Source organism: Dactylosporangium fulvum (genome assembly GCF_025137375.1).
GTDB classification, from domain to species: Bacteria; Actinomycetota; Actinomycetes; order Mycobacteriales; family Micromonosporaceae; genus Dactylosporangium; species Dactylosporangium fulvum.
The window spans coordinates 8654021-8674855 of record NZ_CP073720.1 but is presented as its reverse complement, the minus strand read 5'-3'; the positions used below and the strand labels follow the sequence as shown (position 1 = coordinate 8674855).

General features: G+C 71.9%; 19 protein-coding genes and 1 other RNA gene. 14 read left to right on the top strand and 6 right to left on the bottom strand.

The window, feature by feature from the left end; translation table 11 throughout:
• Window positions 1–18: 18 nt before the first annotated feature.
• Window positions 19–417 (top strand): hypothetical protein, encoded by a 399-nt coding sequence (locus tag Dfulv_RS39855; RefSeq protein ID WP_259858983.1) that lies wholly within the window; start codon window positions 19–21, stop codon window positions 415–417.
• A 234-nt stretch (window positions 418–651) separates the two neighbouring features.
• Here the strand turns inward: Dfulv_RS39855 and Dfulv_RS39850 are convergent, their stop codons facing one another.
• Window positions 652–1278 carry a bifunctional DNA primase/polymerase gene (locus Dfulv_RS39850; RefSeq protein WP_259858982.1) on the bottom strand — a complete coding sequence of 209 codons (627 nt, stop codon included), beginning with the start codon at window positions 1276–1278 and terminating at the stop codon, window positions 652–654.
• 193 nt (window positions 1279–1471) lie between these two features.
• On the opposite strand from Dfulv_RS39850, the gene Dfulv_RS39845 reads away from it, so the two are divergent.
• From Dfulv_RS39845 to Dfulv_RS39825, 5 genes are read left to right on the top strand one after another with little or no spacing between them, the layout of a single operon-like run.
• Window positions 1472–2704, top strand: coding sequence for a helix-turn-helix domain-containing protein (locus Dfulv_RS39845; protein WP_259858981.1), 1233 nt, complete (start codon window positions 1472–1474; stop codon window positions 2702–2704).
• 20 nt (window positions 2705–2724) lie between these two features.
• Complete coding sequence (locus Dfulv_RS39840; RefSeq protein ID WP_259858980.1) at window positions 2725–3303, top strand: flavoprotein; 579 nt, start codon at window positions 2725–2727, stop codon at window positions 3301–3303.
• A 9-nt stretch (window positions 3304–3312) separates the two neighbouring features.
• Entirely contained in the window at window positions 3313–4107 is a 795-nt protein-coding gene (locus tag Dfulv_RS39835; RefSeq protein WP_259858979.1) for a Nif3-like dinuclear metal center hexameric protein, read from the top strand.
• Window positions 4104–4844 carry a zinc ribbon domain-containing protein gene (locus Dfulv_RS39830; RefSeq protein ID WP_259858978.1) on the top strand — a complete coding sequence of 247 codons (741 nt, stop codon included), beginning with the start codon at window positions 4104–4106 and terminating at the stop codon, window positions 4842–4844. Before Dfulv_RS39835 ends, Dfulv_RS39830 begins: the two co-directional genes overlap by 4 nt.
• 4 nt (window positions 4845–4848) lie before the next feature.
• Complete coding sequence (locus Dfulv_RS39825) at window positions 4849–5925, top strand: bifunctional RNase H/acid phosphatase (RefSeq protein WP_259858977.1); 1077 nt, start codon at window positions 4849–4851, stop codon at window positions 5923–5925.
• Here Dfulv_RS39825 and Dfulv_RS39820 read toward each other — a convergent pair.
• On the bottom strand, window positions 5922–6701 hold the full coding sequence (locus Dfulv_RS39820; protein ID WP_259858976.1) for a sulfite exporter TauE/SafE family protein: 780 nt from the start codon (window positions 6699–6701) through the stop codon (window positions 5922–5924). The genes Dfulv_RS39825 and Dfulv_RS39820 overlap by 4 nt on opposite strands.
• 29 nt (window positions 6702–6730) lie before the next feature.
• Between Dfulv_RS39820 and rnpB the strand changes: the two genes are divergently transcribed.
• The 3 genes from rnpB (at window position 6731) to Dfulv_RS39805 (ending at window position 10157) form a co-directional block, all read left to right on the top strand.
• Window positions 6731–7108, top strand: an RNA gene (gene rnpB, locus Dfulv_RS39815) — RNase P RNA component class A.
• Window positions 7109–8894: 1786 nt separating this feature from the next.
• Complete coding sequence (locus tag Dfulv_RS39810) at window positions 8895–9278, top strand: DUF1801 domain-containing protein (protein WP_259858975.1); 384 nt, start codon at window positions 8895–8897, stop codon at window positions 9276–9278.
• A gap of 204 nt (window positions 9279–9482) precedes the next feature.
• Window positions 9483–10157 carry a fascin domain-containing protein gene (locus tag Dfulv_RS39805; RefSeq protein ID WP_259858974.1) on the top strand — a complete coding sequence of 225 codons (675 nt, stop codon included), beginning with the start codon at window positions 9483–9485 and terminating at the stop codon, window positions 10155–10157.
• A gap of 99 nt (window positions 10158–10256) precedes the next feature.
• Here Dfulv_RS39805 and aroA read toward each other — a convergent pair whose 3' ends face one another.
• From aroA to Dfulv_RS39790, 3 genes are all read right to left on the bottom strand, one after another.
• A complete protein-coding gene (aroA, locus tag Dfulv_RS39800) occupies window positions 10257–11540 on the bottom strand; it encodes a 3-phosphoshikimate 1-carboxyvinyltransferase (protein ID WP_259858973.1) in 1284 nt (427 codons plus the stop codon).
• Window positions 11537–11986 (bottom strand): hypothetical protein, encoded by a 450-nt coding sequence (locus Dfulv_RS39795; protein ID WP_259858972.1) that lies wholly within the window; start codon window positions 11984–11986, stop codon window positions 11537–11539. The genes aroA and Dfulv_RS39795 overlap by 4 nt, the downstream gene beginning before the upstream one ends.
• A gap of 575 nt (window positions 11987–12561) precedes the next feature.
• On the bottom strand, window positions 12562–13767 hold the full coding sequence (locus Dfulv_RS39790; protein WP_259858971.1) for a hypothetical protein: 1206 nt from the start codon (window positions 13765–13767) through the stop codon (window positions 12562–12564).
• Here Dfulv_RS39790 and Dfulv_RS39785 point away from each other — a divergent pair.
• From Dfulv_RS39785 to Dfulv_RS39765, 5 genes are all read left to right on the top strand, one after another.
• Window positions 13754–14869, top strand: a complete 1116-nt coding sequence (locus Dfulv_RS39785; RefSeq protein WP_259858970.1) for a hypothetical protein — start codon at window positions 13754–13756, stop codon at window positions 14867–14869. The genes Dfulv_RS39790 and Dfulv_RS39785 overlap by 14 nt on opposite strands.
• A gap of 125 nt (window positions 14870–14994) precedes the next feature.
• On the top strand, window positions 14995–16416 hold the full coding sequence (locus Dfulv_RS39780; protein WP_259858969.1) for an RNB domain-containing ribonuclease: 1422 nt from the start codon (window positions 14995–14997) through the stop codon (window positions 16414–16416).
• Window positions 16413–17108 (top strand): NADPH-dependent F420 reductase, encoded by a 696-nt coding sequence (gene npdG, locus Dfulv_RS39775; RefSeq protein ID WP_259858968.1) that lies wholly within the window; start codon window positions 16413–16415, stop codon window positions 17106–17108. The genes Dfulv_RS39780 and npdG overlap by 4 nt, the downstream gene beginning before the upstream one ends.
• Entirely contained in the window at window positions 17105–18304 is a 1200-nt protein-coding gene (locus Dfulv_RS39770; RefSeq protein WP_259858967.1) for a cytochrome P450, read from the top strand. Before npdG ends, Dfulv_RS39770 begins: the two co-directional genes overlap by 4 nt.
• An 81-nt stretch (window positions 18305–18385) precedes the next feature.
• Window positions 18386–19954, top strand: a complete 1569-nt coding sequence (locus Dfulv_RS39765) for a methyl-accepting chemotaxis protein (RefSeq protein ID WP_259858966.1) — start codon at window positions 18386–18388, stop codon at window positions 19952–19954.
• Between the two features lie 50 nt (window positions 19955–20004).
• Here Dfulv_RS39765 and panB read toward each other — a convergent pair whose 3' ends face one another.
• Window positions 20005–20835: a 3-methyl-2-oxobutanoate hydroxymethyltransferase gene (gene panB / locus Dfulv_RS39760; RefSeq protein ID WP_259858965.1), complete on the bottom strand. Its 831-nt coding sequence runs from the start codon at window positions 20833–20835 to the stop codon at window positions 20005–20007.

The window sequence follows — 20835 nt, the reverse complement described above, 5'->3', positions numbered from 1 at the left end:
GAAGGGCCGTGCAGGAAGATGCCACCCGACGCTGTCGCGCTGGTCATGGCGTACCTCGGCGCGCAGGAGCACCTGGCGGGCGTGACGCTGGTGACGACCCGCCCGGACGACGTGGTCGACGCGGCGCCCGTGCTGCTCGTGGAGGCGGTGGGGGAGCCGGTGGCCTCTCGGATGCCGTGGGCCCGTGCGGTACGGTGGCACCTCGGCCTGCAGGTGTGGGCCGAGCAGGACGACGCGGCGCAGATCGCACGCGGCGCGCTCACGGCACTGCTCGCCGCGCGTGGCGTGCGTCTGCCCGACGGCGGCCGGATCGTCCGGGCCGACCCGGCGGCGGAGCCGATGGAGGTCCCGGATCGCAAGCTGTCCGACGGCCTGCGGAGGGTCGTGGCCACGGTCGACGTCTCGGTCCGTGAGTGATCGGCGGGGCCATCACTCAGGAAGTCGATCAATAGAGTAGATCAACACCCTAATGATGAGTAGGCGACTGCCTATCTCTTGAGTACATCGGTTGAGTTACAAGGGTCGACTTAGGGCTACAGCGACGCTACCTTGGGCATTGGCCTGAATTCTGCACGTGAATATTCGTGCAGGATCGGCCGAGCGAGGTTTCGGTACGGACCCCGGCAGGAAGCGTAGCCAATGCATGCCCAGTTATGCCGCCGCACGCCATGTGGTGCGCCGATCGGAGGCGGTCGACGGACCGGCCCCGAGAGCGTCGAGCATGAGCGCCTGCACGGCATACGGCTCAGCGGGCCGCCAGCCGTGGGCGTCGGGCGGCAGCTCCCAGCGCACCCGCCCGCCGAACTGCGGGCTCGGCGGTGCGGGCACCCAGGAATCCGGACCGTGCAGCACGACCTCGGGCTGCTGGGCCAGTTCCGGCAGGACGCCGTGGCCGGGAAGTACCAGAAACATCCAACGCCCGCCGGGAGCCACCGCGACCGGCCCGCGCGCCGCGACGAACCCGTCGCCGAGCAGCGCGGCCCGGCCCAGTGCGGCCGGCACCTCCAGCACGTCGAACGCGTGCCCGGTCGGGAACAGCACGCTGTACGGCCGGGCGCGCCAGTGCGCGGCGGCCACCTCGGGCGAGGCGGTCGGCGGCAGGGGCGTCGGGTGGCAGGCCACCGTCGGGCAGCCGGCCTCGCCGCAGTCGAAGCGGCGCCGCCGCGAGTGCCGTCCGGCGTGCCCGCCGACCAGCGCCGCGCCGGGCCGCACCGGCCAGCCGTGCGCGGTGTACTCAACGGCCGCTTTGCGGAGCTTGAACCGTTCCCAAGCGAGCATGAACGCCTCCTGCCAGGCGGGATCACTCGGAAGTGCGTACGACACCACGTCGCGTTACCGGACGCTGTGTGCGTCGTTGGTCTTGGCGACGGGGGCTGCAACTTGCATCTCGGAACTTATGAGCAGGTGTGCCGGTGGAACCGCACAAACCGTGCGATTTCGACCGAGCGGGTGACCTCCGGAGGTGAGCGACGTGGATGAGCTGCCCATCGGCCGCCGCGTGGCGTACTGGCGGAACCGGCGCAAGATGTCGCAGCAGGTCTTCGCCGATCGGCTCGGCAAGTCGAAGAGCTGGGTCGACAAGGTGGAGCGCGGGGTGCGCCGGCTCGACAAGTTCTCCGTCGTGTATGAGATCGCCGATGTGTTGCAGCTCGACGTGCAGCTGCTGCTCGGCAAGGATCCGGAGCGCCGTCCCGAGAACCCTAACGGGGTCGACCAGGTCGAGGTCGAGGAGATCCGCGCGGCGCTGGAGCGGTATGACCAGATCAGCGCCTTCTTCTACGCCCCGCCGGAGCCGCCGCCGCTGAGCGAGATGCGCAAGGCGGTCACCCACGCCTGGCTGTCCTTTCAGCACGCGAAGTACGGCGCGCTCGCCCGGACCCTGCCCCGCCTCCTGCGGGAGGCGCAGGCCGCCGACACCGCCTACAACGACGGCCCGCACGCGAGGGAGGCCGCCCACCTGCTCGGGCAGGTCTACCAGATCTCGTCGTCGGTGCTGCGCAAGCTCGGCGAGCACGAGCTGTCCTGGCTCGCCGCCGACCGCTCGATCGCTGTCTCCCAGCGTGCCGGTGACCAGCTGCTCGCCGGTGTGGCCACCACGCGGGTCGCGATGGCGCTGCTCGCCCTGGGGCGGGCCCGCCCGGCCCTGGAGATCAACGTCAACATCGCCAACCGGCTCGCACCCGGTACCGCCGGCAACGACAGCTCGCCCGAACGGCTCTCCGTTTATGGCCAGTTGCTGTTGCAGGGTGCCATGGCGGCGGCCCGGATCGGCGACGGCGCGACGGTCCGCGACCTGCTGGCCGGTGCCGAGGAGGCGTCCCGGGGTCTCGACGGCGACGCCAACTACTACTGGACCTGCTTCGGCCCGACAAATGTCCAGCTGCACCGCGCGGCCGCCGCCGTCGAGCTCGGCGAGGGCCGTATGGCGGTGGAAGTGCATGAACGGCTGGACCTCGAAGGGTTCAACGCGCTGCTGCCGGAGCGCCGGGCGCACCACTTCCTCGACCAGGCCCGTGCCCGGGCGCTGATCGGCGACATCGACGTGGCCAGCGAGATGCTGCTGGAGGGCGACCGGCTCGCCCCGTCCGAGATCCGTTGCCGGCCGCTGGCCCACGAGGTGCTCAGCGACGTGCTACGCCGCACCCGGGGCACTCCGTCAGCTTCGGTCGCCGAACTTGCCGAACATATGAGCGTCGGCGTCTGAACGCAGTGCACAATGCCGGCATGTCCGGACCTGTCCTTTACGCCGTGGTGTGCGGCTCCCCGAGCACCCAAGGGGTTGGCAAGCTGGTCTCGCTCGCTCGACAGCGGGGCTGGGACGTCTGCGTGGTCGCCACACCCGACGCACTGAAGTGGCTCGACGTTCCCCGCATCGTGCTACAGACCGGGCATCCCGTCCGGCACCGGTACAAATACCCCGGTGACCCCGACATCCTTCCGGCGGCCGATGCGATGATCGTCGCGCCGGCGACCGTCAACACCATCAACAAGTGGGCCGCCGGCATCGCCGACACCCTGGCGCTGGGCATGCTCGTCGAGGGCATCGGCATGGGGCTGCCGATCGTGGCCCTGCCGTTCACCAACGCCGCGATGGCCGCCCACCCGGCGTTCGGCGAGTCGATCGACCGGCTCCGCTCGTGGGGCGTGACCGTCCTCTACGGCGAGGACGTCATCCGGCTGCACGCGCCCGGCCAGGGCGATCGGCTGGTGGAGGAGTTCCCGTGGGAACTGCCGCTCATGGCACTCGACGAGCATCCGGCCATCCACGCCCAACGCGTCGCCGGTTCGGGCGGCGTGGAGTAACGTCACGCCGTGCGCGTCGCCGAACTGGTGCGGCTGCTGGAGCAGCGCTACCCCGTGTCCTGGGCCGAGGACTGGGACCGTGTCGGGTTCGTCCTGGGCGAGCCCGACGCCCCCGTCACCAAGGTCCTCCTGGCCGTCGACTGTGATCCGGCCACCGTCGAGGAGGCGGCGACTGCCGGCGCCGACCTCATGTTCACCCACCACCCGCTGCTGTTGCGTGGTGTCTCGACCCTGGCACCCACGACCTACAAGGGGCGCATCGTCCACCGGATGATCCGGTCCGGCATCGCGCTCTACACCGCCCACACCAACGGCGACGTCGCGAACCCCGGCGTCTCCGACGCCCTGGCGGCCCGCCTCGGCCTGCGCGACGTCCGCCCGCTGCGACCGTCACCCGACGAGCCTTCCCGCGGGCACGGCCGGATCGGCACGCTGCCCGCGCCGGTGACCCTGGCCGAGTTCGTCGGGCTCGCCGCCGCCGTTCTGCCCGGAGGTGTACGGGCATCAGGGGACCCATCCACGCCCGTCACCACGGTGGCCGTGTCCGGCGGATCCGGTGACGCGTTCCTGGCCGATGCCGTGCGGGCCGGCGTTGACGCATACTTGACCGCGGATCTGCGCCACCATCCGGCGCAGGAACATCTGGCCGGTGGCGGACCGGCCCTCATCGACGTCACGCACTGGGCGTCGGAGCGGCCGTGGCTCGACGACGTCGCGGCGTTCCTGCGGACCGAGGCCGGCGTGGAGACGATCGTGTCCGATGTGGACACGTCTCCTTGGACTCTGTGGAGGACTCCTTCGTGAAAGCTGATCCGGAAGCGCAGCGGCGGCTGCTGGACCTGCAGGCGATCGACATCGCGTTGACCCAGCTCGCCCACAAGCGCAAGGCGCTGCCCGAGCACGCCGAGCTGGACCGGCTGGCGCGCGAGCTGTCCACTTTGGAGGACGAACGGGTCCGCGCCCAGGTCGCCGTCGACGACCTGGACCGCGACATCAGCCGCCTCGAGCGCGACGTCGAGCAGGTCCGCGCCCGCAAGGACAAGGACCAGGCCCGCCTCGACACCGGCACCGGCCCGTCCCGCGAGCTGGAGGCGCTCCAGCACGAGATCGCCACGCTCAACCGGCGCCAGAGCGAGCTCGAGGACGCCGAGCTGGAGCTGATGGAGCAGCGGGAGACCGCGCAGGCCGCCCTCGACGAGGTTGTCGGCCGGCTCACCGCCGCGCGCACCACGCGGGAGGAGACCGAGCGCCGCCGCAACGAGACCCTGGCCGGGATCGCGAAGGACGAGGAGTTCCGCCAGGCCGGCCGCCGGCCGCTCGCCGCCGACCTGCCCGCCGACCTGGTCTCGCTCTACGACCGGATCCGGGAGAGCAGCGGCGGCATCGGCGCCGCGATGCTCCGCCTCGGCCGGTGCGAGGGCTGCCGCATCGAGCTGGCCGGCGGTGACAAGGCCCGGGTCAAGGCGGCACCGGCCGACGAGGTCGTCCGGTGCGAGGAGTGCCGCCGCATCCTGGTCCGGACCGCCGAATCGGGGCTCTGACCGGATGCGCGTGATCGTCGAGGCGGACGGCGGGTCGCGGGGCAACCCCGGCCCGGCCGGCTACGGCGCCGTCGTGCGCTCCGAGAGCGGCGAGGTGCTCGCCGAGCGCCAGGGCGCGCTGGGCGTGACGACCAACAACGTCGCGGAGTACACCGGGCTGGTCGCCGGGCTGCGGGCAGCCTCGGAGCTGGGCGCCGACGAGGTCGACGTCCGGATGGACTCCAAGCTCGTCGTCGAGCAGATGTCGGGGCGCTGGCAGATCAAGCACCCCGGGCTGCGCCCTCTGGCGGCCGAGGCGGCGGCGCTGGCCAAGCAGTTCCGGACCGTCCGCTACTCGTGGATTCCCCGGGAGCAGAACAAGGACGCCGACCGCCTGGCGAACGCGGCCATGGACGGTGCGGCCGCTCCGGCTCCCGAGATCCCCGCTCCGGCGCCGTCGGCGCAGACCCGGTCCTGGGCGCCGCCGTCGACCGAGTCGCCGCTGCGGATGGTGCTGGTCCGGCACGGGGAGACGCCGTTTACCGCCGAGAAGCGGTATTCCGGCCGCGGGGACGTCCCGCTCTCCGACCGCGGCCAGGAGCAGGCTGCCGCTGCCGCCGCCCGGGCGCTCGCCGTCGCACCCTCGATCGAGGTCGTCGTCACCTCGCCGTTGCGGCGCTGCCGCCAGACCGCCGCCACGTTCGGCGACGTGCCGGTGGTCGTCGACGACGACCTGGTCGAGTGCGACTTCGGCGAGTGGGAGGGGCTGACCTTCGCCGAGGTCCGCGCCAAGTTCCCCGCCGAGCTCGACCGCTGGCTCTCCTCCACCGCCGTGGCGCCGCCCGGAGGCGAGTCGTTCCAGCAGGTCACCATGCGGGTGCGGCGGGCCGTGCGGCGCCTCCAGGAGCAGCACGCCGGTCGGCAGATCGCCGTCGTGAGCCACGTGACCCCGATCAAGCTGCTGCTGCGTGACGCGCTGGCGGCCGGGGACTCGTTCCTGCACCGGCTGTACCTCGACCCCGCCGGGCTGTCGGTCGTGGACTCGTGGCCCGACGGGGGAGTCGCGGTGCGTACCGTCAACGAGACGGCGCACCTGGCCTAGAAGAAGGCTCGGTAGAGCAGCACCAGGCCGACCGTCACGCCGAACACCACGACCAGCGCCTTCAGCACCCGGCTCGGCAGCCGGCGGGCCAGCCGTGCGCCGAGGTAACCGCCGACCACCGCGGTCGGCGCGACGACCAGGACGTCGGCCCAGTCGACCGGACCGAACAGGGCGAAGGCGCACACCGTCACCAGGCCGCCGAGCGCCGAGATGACATTCTTGAGTGCGCTGATGCGTGCCATCGACTGGTCGAGGACCAGGCCGAGCGCGGCGACCAGCATGACGCCGAGGGCCGCACCGAAGTATCCGCCGTAGAGCGAGCCGAGGAAGACCATCGCGTGCAGGCTGAGCCTGCGCCGGCCGGGGGAGAGGTCCTTGGGGTGCCCGACCAGCCGCCGGAGCCGGTCCTGGAACGCCAGGACGGCGGCGGCCGCCAGTACCAGAAACGGGACGACGAGGTCGAACGCGGCCTCCGGCGTCGCCAGCAGGAGGGCGCACCCGAGACTCGCCGCCACGATCGACGTCGGCACGAGGGACAGCAGCGTGCGTTTCGAACTGTCGCGGGCGAGGTCGGCGAGGTCGGTGCGGCTGCCGTAGACGGCGGCGACGTATCCGGGGAAGACCGAGATCGAGTTGGTGACGTTCGCCGGCACCGACCCCAACCCGGTCGCGATCAGCGCGGGGAACGTGATGAGCGACCCGCCGCCGGCGATCGCGTTGACGGCGCCGGCGGCCAGCCCGGCGGCCGACAGGAGCGCGATGTCTGGGAGGTCCATGGTCGGCATAGGATAGACAGTGCGACGGACGAGTCGACCGGGCGGCCGCGTCGGTGCTGCGTTTCGCGGCGCCGCCGAGGAACGTCCGGGCTCCACAGGGCAGGGTGGTTGCTAACGGCAACCCGGGGTGACCCGCGGGAAAGTGCCACAGAAAACAAACCGCCCAGCAGGGTAAGGGTGAAACGGTGGGGTAAGAGCCCACCAGCGCCCCGGGTGACCGGGGCGGCTCGGTAAACCCCACCCGGAGCAAGGTCAAAAGGGCCCACGGGCCTGCGCAGGCGTTCGAGGGCTGCCCGCCCGAGCCTGCGGGTGGACCGCTGGAGCCTGCCGGCGACGGCAGGCCGAGATGGATGGCCGCCCCCTGCCGCAGGCAGGGACAGAACCCGGCGTACAGGTCGACTCGTCCGTCACACCCTGATCGCATCGGTGCACGGCGGGCGAAGGTGGCCGGGGACCGGCTGATCCTCGCGCCGGTGTCCGCCGCCACGGGCGCGGTCCGGTGCCGAGCTTAACGTGCCGTGGCCGCCTTATTACTGTCCATCGCTGCAGCGGTCCGAGGGGGAGCCGGTCGCGAGCATTCCGCACCTGTGTCGGTGGGGCGCCGCCGTTTCCGGGATGGTCGCACGATCCGTGCCCATGTGCCCCACGGCCCTCTTCTGATACGCCCTGGGTTCAGCACACGTGATCGCGAACTTGCCGCAATCATGGCCGAGCGCCGGGGCGAAGCGCGTGGGACCGGGCAGCCAGTTTCATGCTCGCGGAGCGTTTGTGTAGCCAGGGGTGCACAAACGCTTCGCGATCATGAAACTGGTGGCCGAACCGCCCGACCGCGCCAGTCGCGGCGCTCGTGATTGTGGTCGCGGCGGAGCCGGGACTGTCAAGATCTTTTTACCGTCCCGCGGAGCCTCCGCGATCAGATCGATGGGGGTTGTCGTGGTGGGTTCCGGCCGGTTTGTGGCCGTGATTGCGATGCGTTCGCGATCACGGGTGCGGCGGTTGGGCCCGGCCGGGGTGGTGCGGCCGCGGTTCGTAGATCAAGGGAAACTTCGGGTTGCCTGGGCAGCCAGATGTTTCCGATGATCAAGGAACCCGGGTCGGGCCAAGCGCGGAGCGCGGCCGGCCCCGCGCCACGGGTGTCGCGCCACGGGCGCCGCGGCCCGGCTCTGCGGCCCGGCTGTGGCCCGGCTCTGCGGCCCGGCTCTGCGGCGCGGCCCGGCGCGGCCCGGCGCTGCGGCTCGGCGCGACGCCCGCTTGACGCGATTCTTCACATGATCACGGAGAGTTGATGCACCCCTGGAGCCTGTCGCGCAATTCGGATCCCTCGCGCGTCAACCCCCGACAACCGCGCCGATCTTGGAGTTGTGGTCCTTGACAAATCCGGACAAATTCGGAGGTTCATGGCGCCACAACTCCAAGATCGGCGCGTAGTTGGGCCGCCGACGCTGTCCCAGCGAATTACGCAACAGGCTCCCTGGCTACACCAAGTCTCCGTGACCATGAAACTGCGACCGCCGTGCTTGGCGTGATTGCGAACGGATCGCGATCATGAGCTACAACCGGCCGGAACCCTCGCGGCAACGCCGAGCCTCCGCGATCACGGACACAACCAGCCGGAACCCACGAAGCAACACCGAGCCTGCGCGATTATGGGTCCGGCCGGCGACCGGTCCGGCAGGGCGACGACCGGAACCGCCCATCGATCAATGATCGTTAGGTCGAGCAGTGGTTGAGCGGCGCGTCTGGACGCCTCCACCCGGGAAGCGGTCGAGTACCGGGTGCGTAGGCACCTGTTGCTGTTCTTCGGCCGGCGGCGACTCGCCGCGATCCAGCCCGGCGCGATTCGGGAGTGGGACCCGTGCCGTGGATGACGGCAACCTGGCGCTCAGCATCCGTGCTCACCCGCCTGTGCGGCATCCTCAACGCAGCCGTGGACAGCGGGAAAGACGGGCGGCGCCGATCGCCGCCTGCGGCGCGTCCCATGCTGCGTCGTCGCTGAAGTCGGTGCGCAGGACCAGTGAGGTCAGGTCGTCCGGCTGGGGCAGAGGATCATCCTGAGATCCTCGCCGGTCCCCGTGCGGCCGACTGTGCCCACCCGGCCGCATCGGCTGTGGACAATGGTTCCGCGGCCGGTGGCCGGTAGGAGACCGGTGCCGGGAGCAGGCGGCTGAGTGCGGTTCGGGAAGGACGTGGCAAGTGTCGAACAGGTCCGGAGCGGTCGACGACTTCATGGCGAAGCTGGACCACCCGATGAAGGCCGGCGTCGAGGAGTTGCGGTCGGCGATCCTGGCGTCGAACGGTGCCATCTCGGAGCAGGTGAAGTGGAACGCCCCGAGTTTTCGCTACGGCGGGGAGGACCGCGTGACCTTCCGGCTCCGGCCCGGCGACCGCGTGCAGCTCATCTTCCACCGCGGCGCCAAGGTCCGGTCCGACGCCGCCGGCTTCACGTTCGACGATCCCGCCGGGCTGCTGACGTGGCCGGCGTCCGACCGCGGCGTGGTGACGTTCCCGGACCGCGAGAGCATCGAGCTGCACAAGGCGGCCGTGGTGTCCCTCGTGAACCGCTGGATCGAGGCGTGAAGCGGCCGACCGCCGTGTGGCGGGCCAAGGTCGACCAGGACAACGCTGACGGCCCCGAGGACGCATTCGCGGCGCGCCGCTAAGCGTGGCTCAGGTTGCTCTTAAGATCGGCTTTCCTCGCTTGACGCGCATCGACGAGCATGCGGAGCATGGCCACAGTGCGCGGTCGTCGTGACCGCCCGGACACGCTTCAGGAGAGTCGCAGTGCCACGCATCAGGGCGCGTCTCGCCATCGTCCTCAGTGTCGTCGCGGCCGTCGCGATCGCCACGCCGCTGGCGGTCGCGCAGGCCGAAGAGCACGCGGCGCCGAGCGCCGTCGACATGGGCGGCCTCAAGCCTGCCCGGATCGACATGACCGGAGCCACGCCCGCGAACGCTCCCGCAGCCGGCGGCGCGACCGCGCTCGCGATCGCGCCGACCACGGTGCCCGGGCTGGCCTACTGCCGCCGGTACTACATCTGGAGCGTCCGCGCGGGCCGGTACATCGCCGAGGAGCAGGGTTACACCGGTTCCCTGCACAACATGCTCCGCGCCCGCACCGCCTTCGGCTCCCGCGGGAGCTGGGAGCAGTTCAGCATCTGCTCGCAGGACGGCGGCCGCACCGTGTACCTCACGGCGGCGTCGGGATACCTCGTGACCGCCGAGTTCAACTACTCCGGCGCCAACTACGGCGTCCTGCGCGGCCGCGGTCAGTGGGTCGACGTCTGGGAGACGTTCGACGTGTGGTCGGAGGGCGGCAACTACTTCCTGCGCAACGTCTCCCGCGGCACGTTCTGGACCTGCCGTCTCGACTACACCGGCGCCTCGTACAGCATGATGAAGTCCAGCGGGGTGAGCGGCGGCAGCTGGGAAGCGCTGCGCTTCGACCCGGTGGTGTGAGCATCGGGTCCGCGGGCGGGCCGCCGGCAGCGGCGGGACCCGCCCGCAGATCGCCGGCCGCCGCCCGGCAGTTGGCCGACCGCTCGACCGGCACGGAGCTCACGCCGCAGAGAGCCGGGCCAGATCGACGAAGTACTCGGGGTAGGTCTTCGCGACGCACTTCGGGTCCTTGATGCGGACGCCAGGAGCCCGGAGACCGAGCAGCGCCAGGCTCATCGCCATCCGGTGGTCCTCGTACGTCTCGAAGGCTGTCGGCGCGGGCGTGCCCGGGTTGACCGTGAACCCGTCGGCGTCCTCGACCGCGTCGATGCCGGCCCGGCGCAGCTCGGTCACGACCGCCCCGATCCGGTCGGTCTCCTTGCCGCGGATGAAGCCGATGCCGCGCACCCGCGTCGGGGAGTCGGCGAACACCGCCACGGCGGCGAGGGTCTGCGCGGTGTCGGAGATGTCGGCCATGTCGACGTCGATGCCGTGCAGCGCTCCGGTGCCCGTCACGGTGATCCGGTCCTCGGTCCGTTCGACGCGGGCGCCCATCTGCTCCAGCAGGTCCGCGAACCGCACGTCGCCCTGGAGGCTCCGCGAACCGAGCCCTTCGACGGTGACCCGGCCGTTGCCGATCGCCGCGGCCGCCAGGAGGTACGAAGCGGCGCTCGCGTCGGGCTCGATGTCGTACTCGGTCGGCCGGTACGAACCCGGCTGCACCCGCAGCCCGTCCACCGTCACCCCGAACGCGGCCATGACCGCGGCGGTCGCCTCGACGTAGGGGACCGAGACGAGCTGGGAGGTCAGTTCGACGGAGAGCCCGTCGGTCATGAGCGGCCCGGCCATCATGAGGCCCGAGAGGTACTGGCTGGAGATGTGCCCGGGCAGCGCCACCTTGCCGCCCGCCACAGGGCCGGTCACCGCGACCGGCAGGAAGCCGGGCTCCCCGAGGTCCTCGACGGTCGCGCCGAGCTCGCGCAGCGCGTCGACCAGCGGGCCGAACGGCCGCGCGCGCAGCTGCGGGGTGCCGTCGACGACACCGCGGGCCGGGCGCAGCGCCGCTGCGGGCAGGATGAACCGCGACGTCGTGCCGGACTGGCGCGCGTTGACGGCCACCGCACCGGTCGCGGTGCGCGGGTCGATCCCTTCGACGACGACGGTTCGGGCGGCCTCGTCGACGGTCAGCGAGGCACCCAGCGCGCGGACGGCGTCGAGCATCGCGTGGGTGTCGTCGGCGAACAGCACCCCGGTGAGCGTGCTGCGCCCCGGCGCGAGCGCCGCGCAGATCAGTGCCCGGTTGGTGATGCTCTTCGAGCCCGGTGGGCGCAGAGACGCGTCGGGTGGCGCCGTCAGCGGCGTGACGGCGAGGACTTCGGGCAGCTCGTCAGCATGCAAGGTCACACGGCAATTCTCCCGCAGTCCGAATCAGGCGCGGCGGGTGCCCCGGCACCGGCGCACCGTCCCGTCAGGCGAGCCGCACGCGGTACGTCAGGTCGTCGACCGGCTCCAGGGCGACCGGCGAGCCGGCCGTCAGGTCCCGGACAGCCGGCGACACCCACAGCTCGCGCGGAGCCGCGGTCGGCGAGGCGCAGGGCGGTGTCCACGACCGGTCCGGCGGGCCGCTCGGCGTCGTGCGGCAGGTCGCCCACGTGCAGGCCGAACCGGACGAACGTCAGCGCGCGGGCGCGGAGGTGGCGGGTCACGTCGCGGACCGCCGCGTCCGGTGCGGTGTGGACCGGCAGGGGCCGTCGCCCGTCCCGGGCACGCACGAGCCGGCCGCCCTCGAGGTGCGCGGCGACGTCGTCGGTGTCCGCGGAGTCGCCGATGGCGAGGACGGTGGCGGGCACCCGGGTCGTAGCGGTCCCGACGGCGCTCCCAGGGCGTGCCGTCCACGGTGGACGCTTCCTCGTTCGTCTCCGAACGAGGACCGGAGGGTCGACCGGACGACTCGAATGTGCTTCCTCCGTTCGGCTCACCCTCGGGTGATGGTGGACACAGGATCGGTACCCCATTTCCCCGCCCGCGGTGGGATTTCGCTGTCGGTCATGATCGCCGGAAGCCTTGTCGCACAAGGGATTCCCGGACTCGGTTCGGGCCTCCGCGGCCTCGGTACGGCGTGCTCTGCGTGTCTGCGACCGGTGTCGGCCGGTTGCGTCTACTGTGGAATCCCAACCAGCTATTTGCCGGTTTCGGTGGCGCATGTTTCGTTTGCGGTGCACAGTGATGTCATGAGCAGCAGCGGTGCTGAGCGGTACTACTGGTGCCTTTCTCACCAGCGGGTCGAGTCCGAGGCCGACATGTGCGCCGGAAGGGATCGACTGGGCCCTTATGATTCGGCGTCAGAGGCCGAACTAGCGCTCGACAAAGTCCGGGAACGCAACGAGGCGTGGGACGCCGAAGACGAACGGTGGGAAGGTAAGCACTAGCGAAAGGCCGGCGCAGGGGCGACCGCGAACCGCCCGGGCACAACCGGCAGAGCAAACCGTCCACCCGCACAACCCAACCGCGAACATCCCGCAGGACGCGGGAGAGTCTCCTCCAGGAGGACCACGATGGCCGCAGCTAAGAAGGCCACCACGAGATCGGCCGCAACGCGCGCGGCCGCAACGAGCCCGGCCGCCGACACCTCGGCGACCCCTGTGACGTCGACGGCCCCCGCCAGGGCCGCGAAGACGGTCGCCGCTTCGGCGTCCCGCCGGACGGCGACCTCGACGGTGACCCCGTCGACCGGGACCACCGCCCGCAAGTCCACTGCGGCGCGTTCCACGGCTGCGAAGGCGGCCGCGACCCCCGCGGCGAAGGCGGCGTCGGCCGGTAAGTCGTCCACCCGGTCGACGGCGGCCAAGCCGGCGGCGAAGTCGACGGCGGCGGCCGCGAAGACGGCGACCCCGGCGGCGAAGTCCACGGCGGCGAAGTCGGCAACGAAGGCGGCGGCTCCGGCGGCGAAGAAGACGACGGCGAAGACGGCGACGCCTGCGGCCAAGGCGGCGGCTAAGAAGACGACGGCGGCGGCTCCGGCGGCGAAGAAGACGACGGCGAAGACGGCGACGCCTGCGGCCAAGGCGGCGGCTAAGAAGACGACGGCGGCGGCTCCGGCGGCGAAGAAGACGGCAGCGAAGACGGCGACGCCTGCAGCCAAGGCGGCGAAGAAGACGACGGCGGCTGCCAAGGCCGCTCCGGCGAAGGCGACCACCCGGTCGACCGCCGCCGCGGCCAAGGCGTCCCCGGCGAAGAAGGTCACCGCGAAGGCCGCGGCCAAGGCGGCGCCGGCCAAGACGGCGGCGGCGAAGAGGACCACCGCGGCGAAGAGCACGGCGGCCACCAAGGCTGCGGCGGCGAAGAAGACCACGGCCAAGGCCGCTCCGGCCAAGACCGCGGCCAAGACCACGGCCAAGGCGGCGCCGGCCAAGACCACGGCCAAGGCGACGGCGGCGAAGAGGACCACCGCGGCGAAGAGCACGGCGGCCACCAAGGCTGCGGCGGCGAAGAAGACCACGGCCAAGGCCGCTCCGGCCAAGACCGCGGCCGCCAAGCGCACGGCGGCGAAGTCGACGGCGGCCAAGGCGGCCCCGGCGAAGTCGGCGGCCAAGGCGGTGGCGACCAAGGCGGCGAAGGTGACCAAGGCCACGGCCACCAAGGCCGCGGCCGCCGTGAAGAAGACGGCGGCGAAGGTCGCCCCGGCCAAGACGGCGACGAGGACGACCGCGGCGAAGAGCACGGCGGCGAAGAGCACCGCCGCCAAGAGCACCGCGGCGAAGGCCACCAAGGCGGCTCCGGCCAAGACCGCGGCGAAGTCGACGGCCAAGGCGGCCCCGGCGAAGAAGACCACGGCCACCAAGGCGGTCGCCAAGACGGCTGCGGCCCGGAAGACCACGGCGAAGGCCGCGCCGGCGAAGAAGGCCGCCACCAAGGCGGCCCCGGCCAAGACGGCGGCGAAGGCCACTACCGCCAAGGCCACCAAGGCGGCTCCGGCCAGGACCGCGGCGGCGAAGTCGACGACCGCCAAGGCCACTCCGGCGAAGACGGCGACCAAGGCCGCGACCAAGGCGGCCACCAAGTCGACCGCCACCAAGGCGGCGGTCAAGACGGCGCCGGCGAAGACGGCGAAGGCCACGACCGCGAAGGCGACCCCGGCCAAGACGGCGAAGGCGACGACGGCGAAGGCGACGACGGCGAAGGCGACCCCGGCCAAGACGGCGAAGGCCACGACGGCGAAGGCCACGACCGCCAAGGCCACCCCGGCCAAGTCCGCCACCCCGGCCAAGTCCGCCACCCCGGCCAAGACCGACGCTCCGGCCAAGTCCGCCACCCCGGCCAAGACCGACGCTCCGGCCAAGTCCGCCACCCCGGCCAAGTCCGACGCTCCGGCCAAGACCGCCACGGCGGCGAAGGTCACCACGGCCAAGGCGACGGCGGCGAAGAAGACCGCCGCGAGGTCCACGGCGGCCAAGAAGGCCCCGGCCAAGAAGGCCGCCGAGATCACGGAGCCGGTCGCGGCCGGCGCCGTGGTGGCCGCCGGCGGCGAGCCGGCCGCGACCGATCCGGCACCGCCGGCGGTCGTGTCCGAGGGCGGTCTCGACGCCGGCAGCGTCGGGGACGTCGAGGGCGCTCCGGCCGCCTCGGTGTCGGGTGCCGAGACCGAGGCCATCCCCGGCCGCGAGAACGGCAACAACCCCGAGGAGGCGTCGAGCATGACGGCCGCCGACTGGGCCACCCTGGCCCACCCGTAACACCACGCTCGGAGCACCACACAAGAGGCGCGGCCCGGCACGGGCCGCGCCTCTGCCGTTCTCCGGGCGGCGTCCGCGACGATCGACCAATGTCCGGACAGCCGGACGACTGGTATGACTGACCGGTGACCTCCCGCCGAGTACTCGCCCCGCGGATCGACTTCACCGAGCTCCGCCGTGAGCTGGGGCTGCCGACCGGGTTCTCCGCCGCCGCCGTCGAGGAAGCCGAGGTGGCCGCGAAGCTGAGCTTCGACGACCGTCCCGACCGCACCGACCTGCCGTTCGTGACGATCGACCCGCCCACGTCGAAGGACCTCGACCAGGCGCTGCTGCTGCGGCGCCGCGACGGCGGCGGTTACCGGGTCTGGTATGCGATCGCCGACGTCGCCGCGTTCGTCACGCCGGGCGGTGCGCTGGAGGCGGAGACGCGGGAGCGCGGCCAGACCGTGTACCTGCCCGACGGCAAGGTGCCGCTGCACCCGCAGGTGCTCAGCGAGGGTGCCGCGAGCCTGCTGCCCGGCGCCGATCGGCCCGCCGTGCTGTGGACGATCGACCTCGACGCCGAGGGCGTCACGACCGCGGTGACGGTCGAGCGGGCACGTGTGCGCAGCCGGGCTCAGCTGCACTACGAGCAGGTCCAGCACGACGTCGACGCGGGCACCGCGCACGAGTCCGTCGCGTTGCTGCCGGAGGTCGGCAAGCTGCTCGTGGAGCGCGGCCTGCAGCGCGGCGCGGTCGACCTGCCGCTGCCCGAGCAGGAGGTCGAGCCGGACGGCGACGGCTGGCGGCTGACGCTGCGGGCGCCGGTGCCGGTGGAGGAGTACAACGCGCAGATCTCGCTGCTGACCGGCATGGCCGCGGCGCGCGTCATGCTCGACGGCAAGGTCGGGCTGCTGCGCACGATGCCGGCGCCGCCGGACGATGTCGTCGATCGGCTGCGGCTGGCGGCGCGGGCACTGCGCGTACCGTGGCCGGACGGAGCCTCACCGGGGCAGGTGATCGCGGTGTTGGACCCGGCGCAGCCCCGTGCGGCGGCGTTCCTGGACCAGGCGGGCGAGATGCTGCGCGGCGCCGGCTACACGGCCTTCGACGGCGCGGAGCCGGAGCAGCCGCTGCACGCCGCCGTGGCCGCGCCGTACGCCCACGTGACGGCCCCGCTGCGGCGCCTGGCCGACCGGTACGTCACTGAGGTGTGCCTCGCCCTGTTCTCGGGCGCTGAGGTCCCCGTGTGGGCGCGGGAGGCGCTGCCGAAGCTGCCCGAGGTGATGCGCCGCACCGACCGGGTCGCCGGGGCGGCCGAGCGGGGTGCCGTGGACCTCACCGAGGCCGTACTGCTCGCGGGGCGCGTGGGTGAGGAGTTCGACGCGGCCGTCCTCGACGTGGAGCCGAAAGGTGACCGGGGCACCATCGCGCTCGACGAGCCGCCCGTGCGGGCGCGCTGCGTGGGTGAGGCACTGCCGCTGGGGGAGCGGATCCGGGTGCGGCTGGCCGAGGCCGACCCGGCCCGGCGGAGGGTGCGGTTCGACAGGGTACAACTGGAGGCATGAGCTACGACCAGATCGAACTGCCCGACGTTTCCGGGCTGTCCGTCGGCATTCTCGGCGGCACGGGCCCGCAGGGCCGCGGTCTCGCCTACCGGTTCGCCCGGGCCGGTCAGCGGATTTTCGTAGGCTCCCGGTCCACCGAGCGCGGCGCCCACGCGGCCGCGGAGCTGCGTGAGATGCCGGGGGTGACGCCCGAGCTCGTCGAGGGCGGTGACAACCCGTTCGCCTGCCAGGCCGACGTGGTGATCGTGGCGGTGCCGTGGGAGGGGCACGCGTCGACGGTGGCGGACCTCGCGCCGCTGCTGGTGGGCGGCAAGATCGTGATCGACTGCGTCAACCCGCTCGGCTTCGACAAGCAGGGCCCGTTCCCGTTGCCGGTTCCCGAGGGCAGCGCCGCCGAGCAGGCCGCGACCCTGCTGCCCGAGGCGCGGGTGTGCGCCGCGTTCCACCACGTCAGCGCGGTGCTGCTGGCCGACCCCGACGTCGACGTCGTCGACCTCGACGTGCTGGTGCTCGGCGACGACCGGGACGCCGCCTCCCAGGTGCAGGCGCTCGCCGCACGGATCAACGGGATGCGGGGGGTGTACGCGGGGCGTCTGCGCAACGCGGGTCAGGTCGAGGCGCTGACCGCCAACCTCATCGCCATCAACAAGCGGTACAAGGCGCACGCCGGGATCCGGGTGACCGATCTGTGACCGCCGCCGAACTGTTCGACCCGTGGTCGCGGGAGTTCGTCGCGCGGCCCTACCCGGCCTACGCCTGGCTGCGGGAGCACGAGCCGGTCAGCTGGTTCGAGCCTTCCCGGCAGTACCTCGTCTCGCGCCACGAGGACGTCAACGCCCTGCTGCGGGACCGCCGGCTCGGCCGCAGCTACCTGCACGTCTTCTCCCACGCCGAGATGGACCGGCCGGAGCCACCGGCCTACCAGGAGCCGTTCTGGCACCTGAACAACAACGGCATGCTCGACCGCGAGCCGCCCGACCACACCCGCCTGCGCCGGTTGGTGTCGCAGGCGTTCACGCCGCGCCGCGTCGAGGCGCTGCGGCCGGTCGTGCAGCGGCTCGCGGACGGGCTCGTCGACGCGTTCGTCAAGAACGGCGGCGGTGACCTGATCGCCGAGGTGGCCGAGCCCCTGCCGGTGACGGTCATCGCCGAGTTGCTCGGCATCCCCGAGGCCGACCGGCACAACCTGCGGCCGTGGTCGGCGGCGATGTGCGGGATGTACGAGCTGAATCCGTCCCGGGAAGCGGCCGACGCCGCGGTACGGGCTTCGGAGGAGTTCTCCGACTACCTGCGCGCGTTGGCGCGTGCCCGCAAGGCCGACCCGCAGGACGACCTCGTCAGCGCGCTCGCCGCCGTTGACGGGCTCAGCGAGGACGAGCTGATCGGCACCTGCGTGCTGCTGCTCAACGCCGGTCACGAGGCGACCGTCAACGTCACCGGCAACGGCTGGTGGGCGCTGCTGCGCAACCCCGACCAGCTCGAGCTCCTGCGCGCGAACCGGGACCTGCTGCCCGGCGCGATCGAGGAGCTGATGCGGTACGACACACCGCTGCAGATGTTCGAGCGGTGGGTGCTGGAGGACATCGAGGTCCATGGCGTGCCGATCCCGCGCGGCAGTGAGGTCGCGCTGCTGTTCGGCTCCGCCAACCACGACCCGGCGGTGTTCGGCGATCCGGAGCGGCTCGACCTGCGCCGCAAGGAGAATCCGCACATCTCGTTCGGCGCGGGCATCCACTACTGCCTGGGCGCGCCGTTGGCCCGTATCGAGCTGGCCGCGTCGTTCGGCGCGATGCTGGACAAGGCGCCCGGCCTGCGGCTGGCGCAGGAGCCCGAGTGGAAGCCCGGCTACGTCATCAGGGGCCTCGAAAGGCTCGAGGTGTCGCTGTAGGCGCTCGGCAATCCTTCAACCCCGCACGCGAGTGGCCGATGTCACGGATACATCCGCACATATCGCGTGAATGGGGTCAGCATGGCCGTTTTCGCCAACCTCGGCATCGTCCAGAAGATCGGTGTGCTCTGTGTTGCCGGTGTGGTGGTCTCGGTGGCCACCGGCGGCACCGGCGTCTACGCGCAGATCAGGCTGAGCGACCAGGCCGAGGTCGTGCGGACACTGGCAGCCGCCAGCGGCATGGTGCACCACCTCGACACCCGTGAGGCGGAGCTGAAGGTCGACGCCTACCGGTCGGTTGCCGAGCCGGATGTCGGGCCGATCATCCAGGACCTCCCCGACGACCTGGCCTCGGTCACCGACGTGCTCGCCGAGCTCGACGCCCTCACGCTGCCCGGCGACGTGCGGGCGGCGCTCGACGACATCAAGGCCGACGCCCTGGCGTTCAACACCTTCATCGACACGTTCGTGCGGGACGCGCAGCGGGATCAGGCGTCGGTACGGTCACGCGAGCCGGAGATCGCCGAGCGCAACCACGCCGTGGACGACAAGCTCGGCGCTCTGCAGGATCTGATCGACGCCCGGGTCGCCGCGGAACGCGACGCCATGGCCACCACCCGGGCCACGGCGCGGTGGGCGACCATCGGCGTGATCGTCGTCGGCATCGTCTTCTTCCTGCTGCTGTCGATCCCGGTCATCCGCGCGATCAGCGGCCCGGTGCGCCGCGTCCGCACCGTTCTGGAGGGGCTGGCCCGCGGCGACCTGACCAGGAAGGCCGGGGTCAGGGGCCGCGACGAGATCGGTCGGATGGCGGCCAGCCTCGACGATGCGACGGAGAGCATCCGCCGTTCCCTGGCCGCGGTCAGCACCAGCTCGGACGCCCTCGCCGACGCCTCACGCCGGCTGTCCGAGGTCAGCGACGGCATCTCCGGCGCCGCGCTGACCACGAGCCGGCAGATGACCGACGCCTCGAACGCTTCGAACGAGGTGTCCCGGCACGTCGGCATGATCGCCACCGGCGCGGAGGAGATGGGCGTGTCGATCCAGGAGATCGCCCGCAACGCCGCCGAGGCCGCGGGGGTCGCCTCCGGCGCGGTCCGGGAGGCCGGCGCCGCGAACGAGAAGGTGGACCGGCTCGCCGGCTCCTCGACCGAGATCGGCGCGGTGCTGAAGCTCATCACGTCGATCGCCGAGCAGACGAACCTGCTCGCGCTCAACGCGACGATCGAGGCGGCCCGGGCGGGCGAGGCCGGCAAGGGCTTCGCCGTCGTCGCCAACGAGGTGAAGGACCTCGCGCAGGAGACCGCGAAGGCCACCGAGGACATCCGCCAGCAGGTCACCGCGATCCAGGCCGACACCGGCGCCGCGGCCGAGGCGATCCGGCGCATGGGTGCGGTCGTGGAGGAGATCAACCAGTACCAGGCGACGATCGCCTCGGCGGTCGAGGAGCAGTCGGCGACGACCGCCGAGATGAGCCGGTCGGTCTCGGAGGCGGCGGTCGGCGCCGAGCGGATCGCGGGCAACCTCGCCGGGGTCGCGGACGCCCAGACGACGACCACGCAGGGCGTCGGGCGCGCGCAGGGTGCGGCGGCCGAGCTGGCGCAGATGTCGCAGGACCTGCGCCAGCTGGTCTCGCACTTCAGGTTCTAGCCAGGGGTCTTCTTTGCTGTTGCGGGCCTACTTCCTTCTGTTCCGCGTCCTCAGAACGTGTGCTCCTGTGCCGGGAACGCGCCGGAGCGGACCTCGTCGGCGAACGTCCGGGTCGCCTCGGCCAGCGCGCCGGCCAGGTCGGCGTACTGCTTGACGAACCGCGGTGTCTTGCCGGCGCGCAGTCCGGCCATGTCCTGCCAGACGAGGACCTGGGCGTCGGTTTCCGCACCGGCGCCGATGCCGATAATCGGGATCCGCAGCTCGTGGGTGACACGCTTGGCGACATCGCCGGGCACCATCTCCAGCACCACCGCGAACGCGCCCGCCTCGGCGACCGCGTGGGCGTCCTCGATGACGCTCTCGGCCGCGTCGCCACGGCCCTGGACGCGGTAGCCGCCGATCGTGTGCTCGCTCTGCGGGGTGAAGCCGATGTGCGCCATGACGGGGACCCCCGCGTTCGTGAGCGCGGCGATCTGCGGCGCGACCCGTACGCCTCCTTCGAGCTTCACGGCGTGGCAGCCGCCCTCCTTCATGAACCGGACCCCGGTGCGCAAGGCTTGGGCCGGCCCCTCCTCGTAGGAGCCGAAGGGCAGGTCCCCGACGACCAGTGCCCGGCTCGTCGACCGGACGACGGCGCGGACCAGCGGTAGCAGTTCTTCCACGGTGATCTGAACCGTGGAGGCGTAGCCGTAGACGTTGTTGGCCGCGGAGTCGCCGACGAGCAGGACGGGGATGCCGGCAGCATCGAAGATGCCTGCCGTGTACTGGTCGTAGGACGTGAGCATGGGCCACCGTTCGCCGCGCTCCTTGGCGGCGATCAGATCCCTCGTGCGAATGCGGCGATTGACGGCGCCACCATAGAGGGACTGGACTTCGGACAT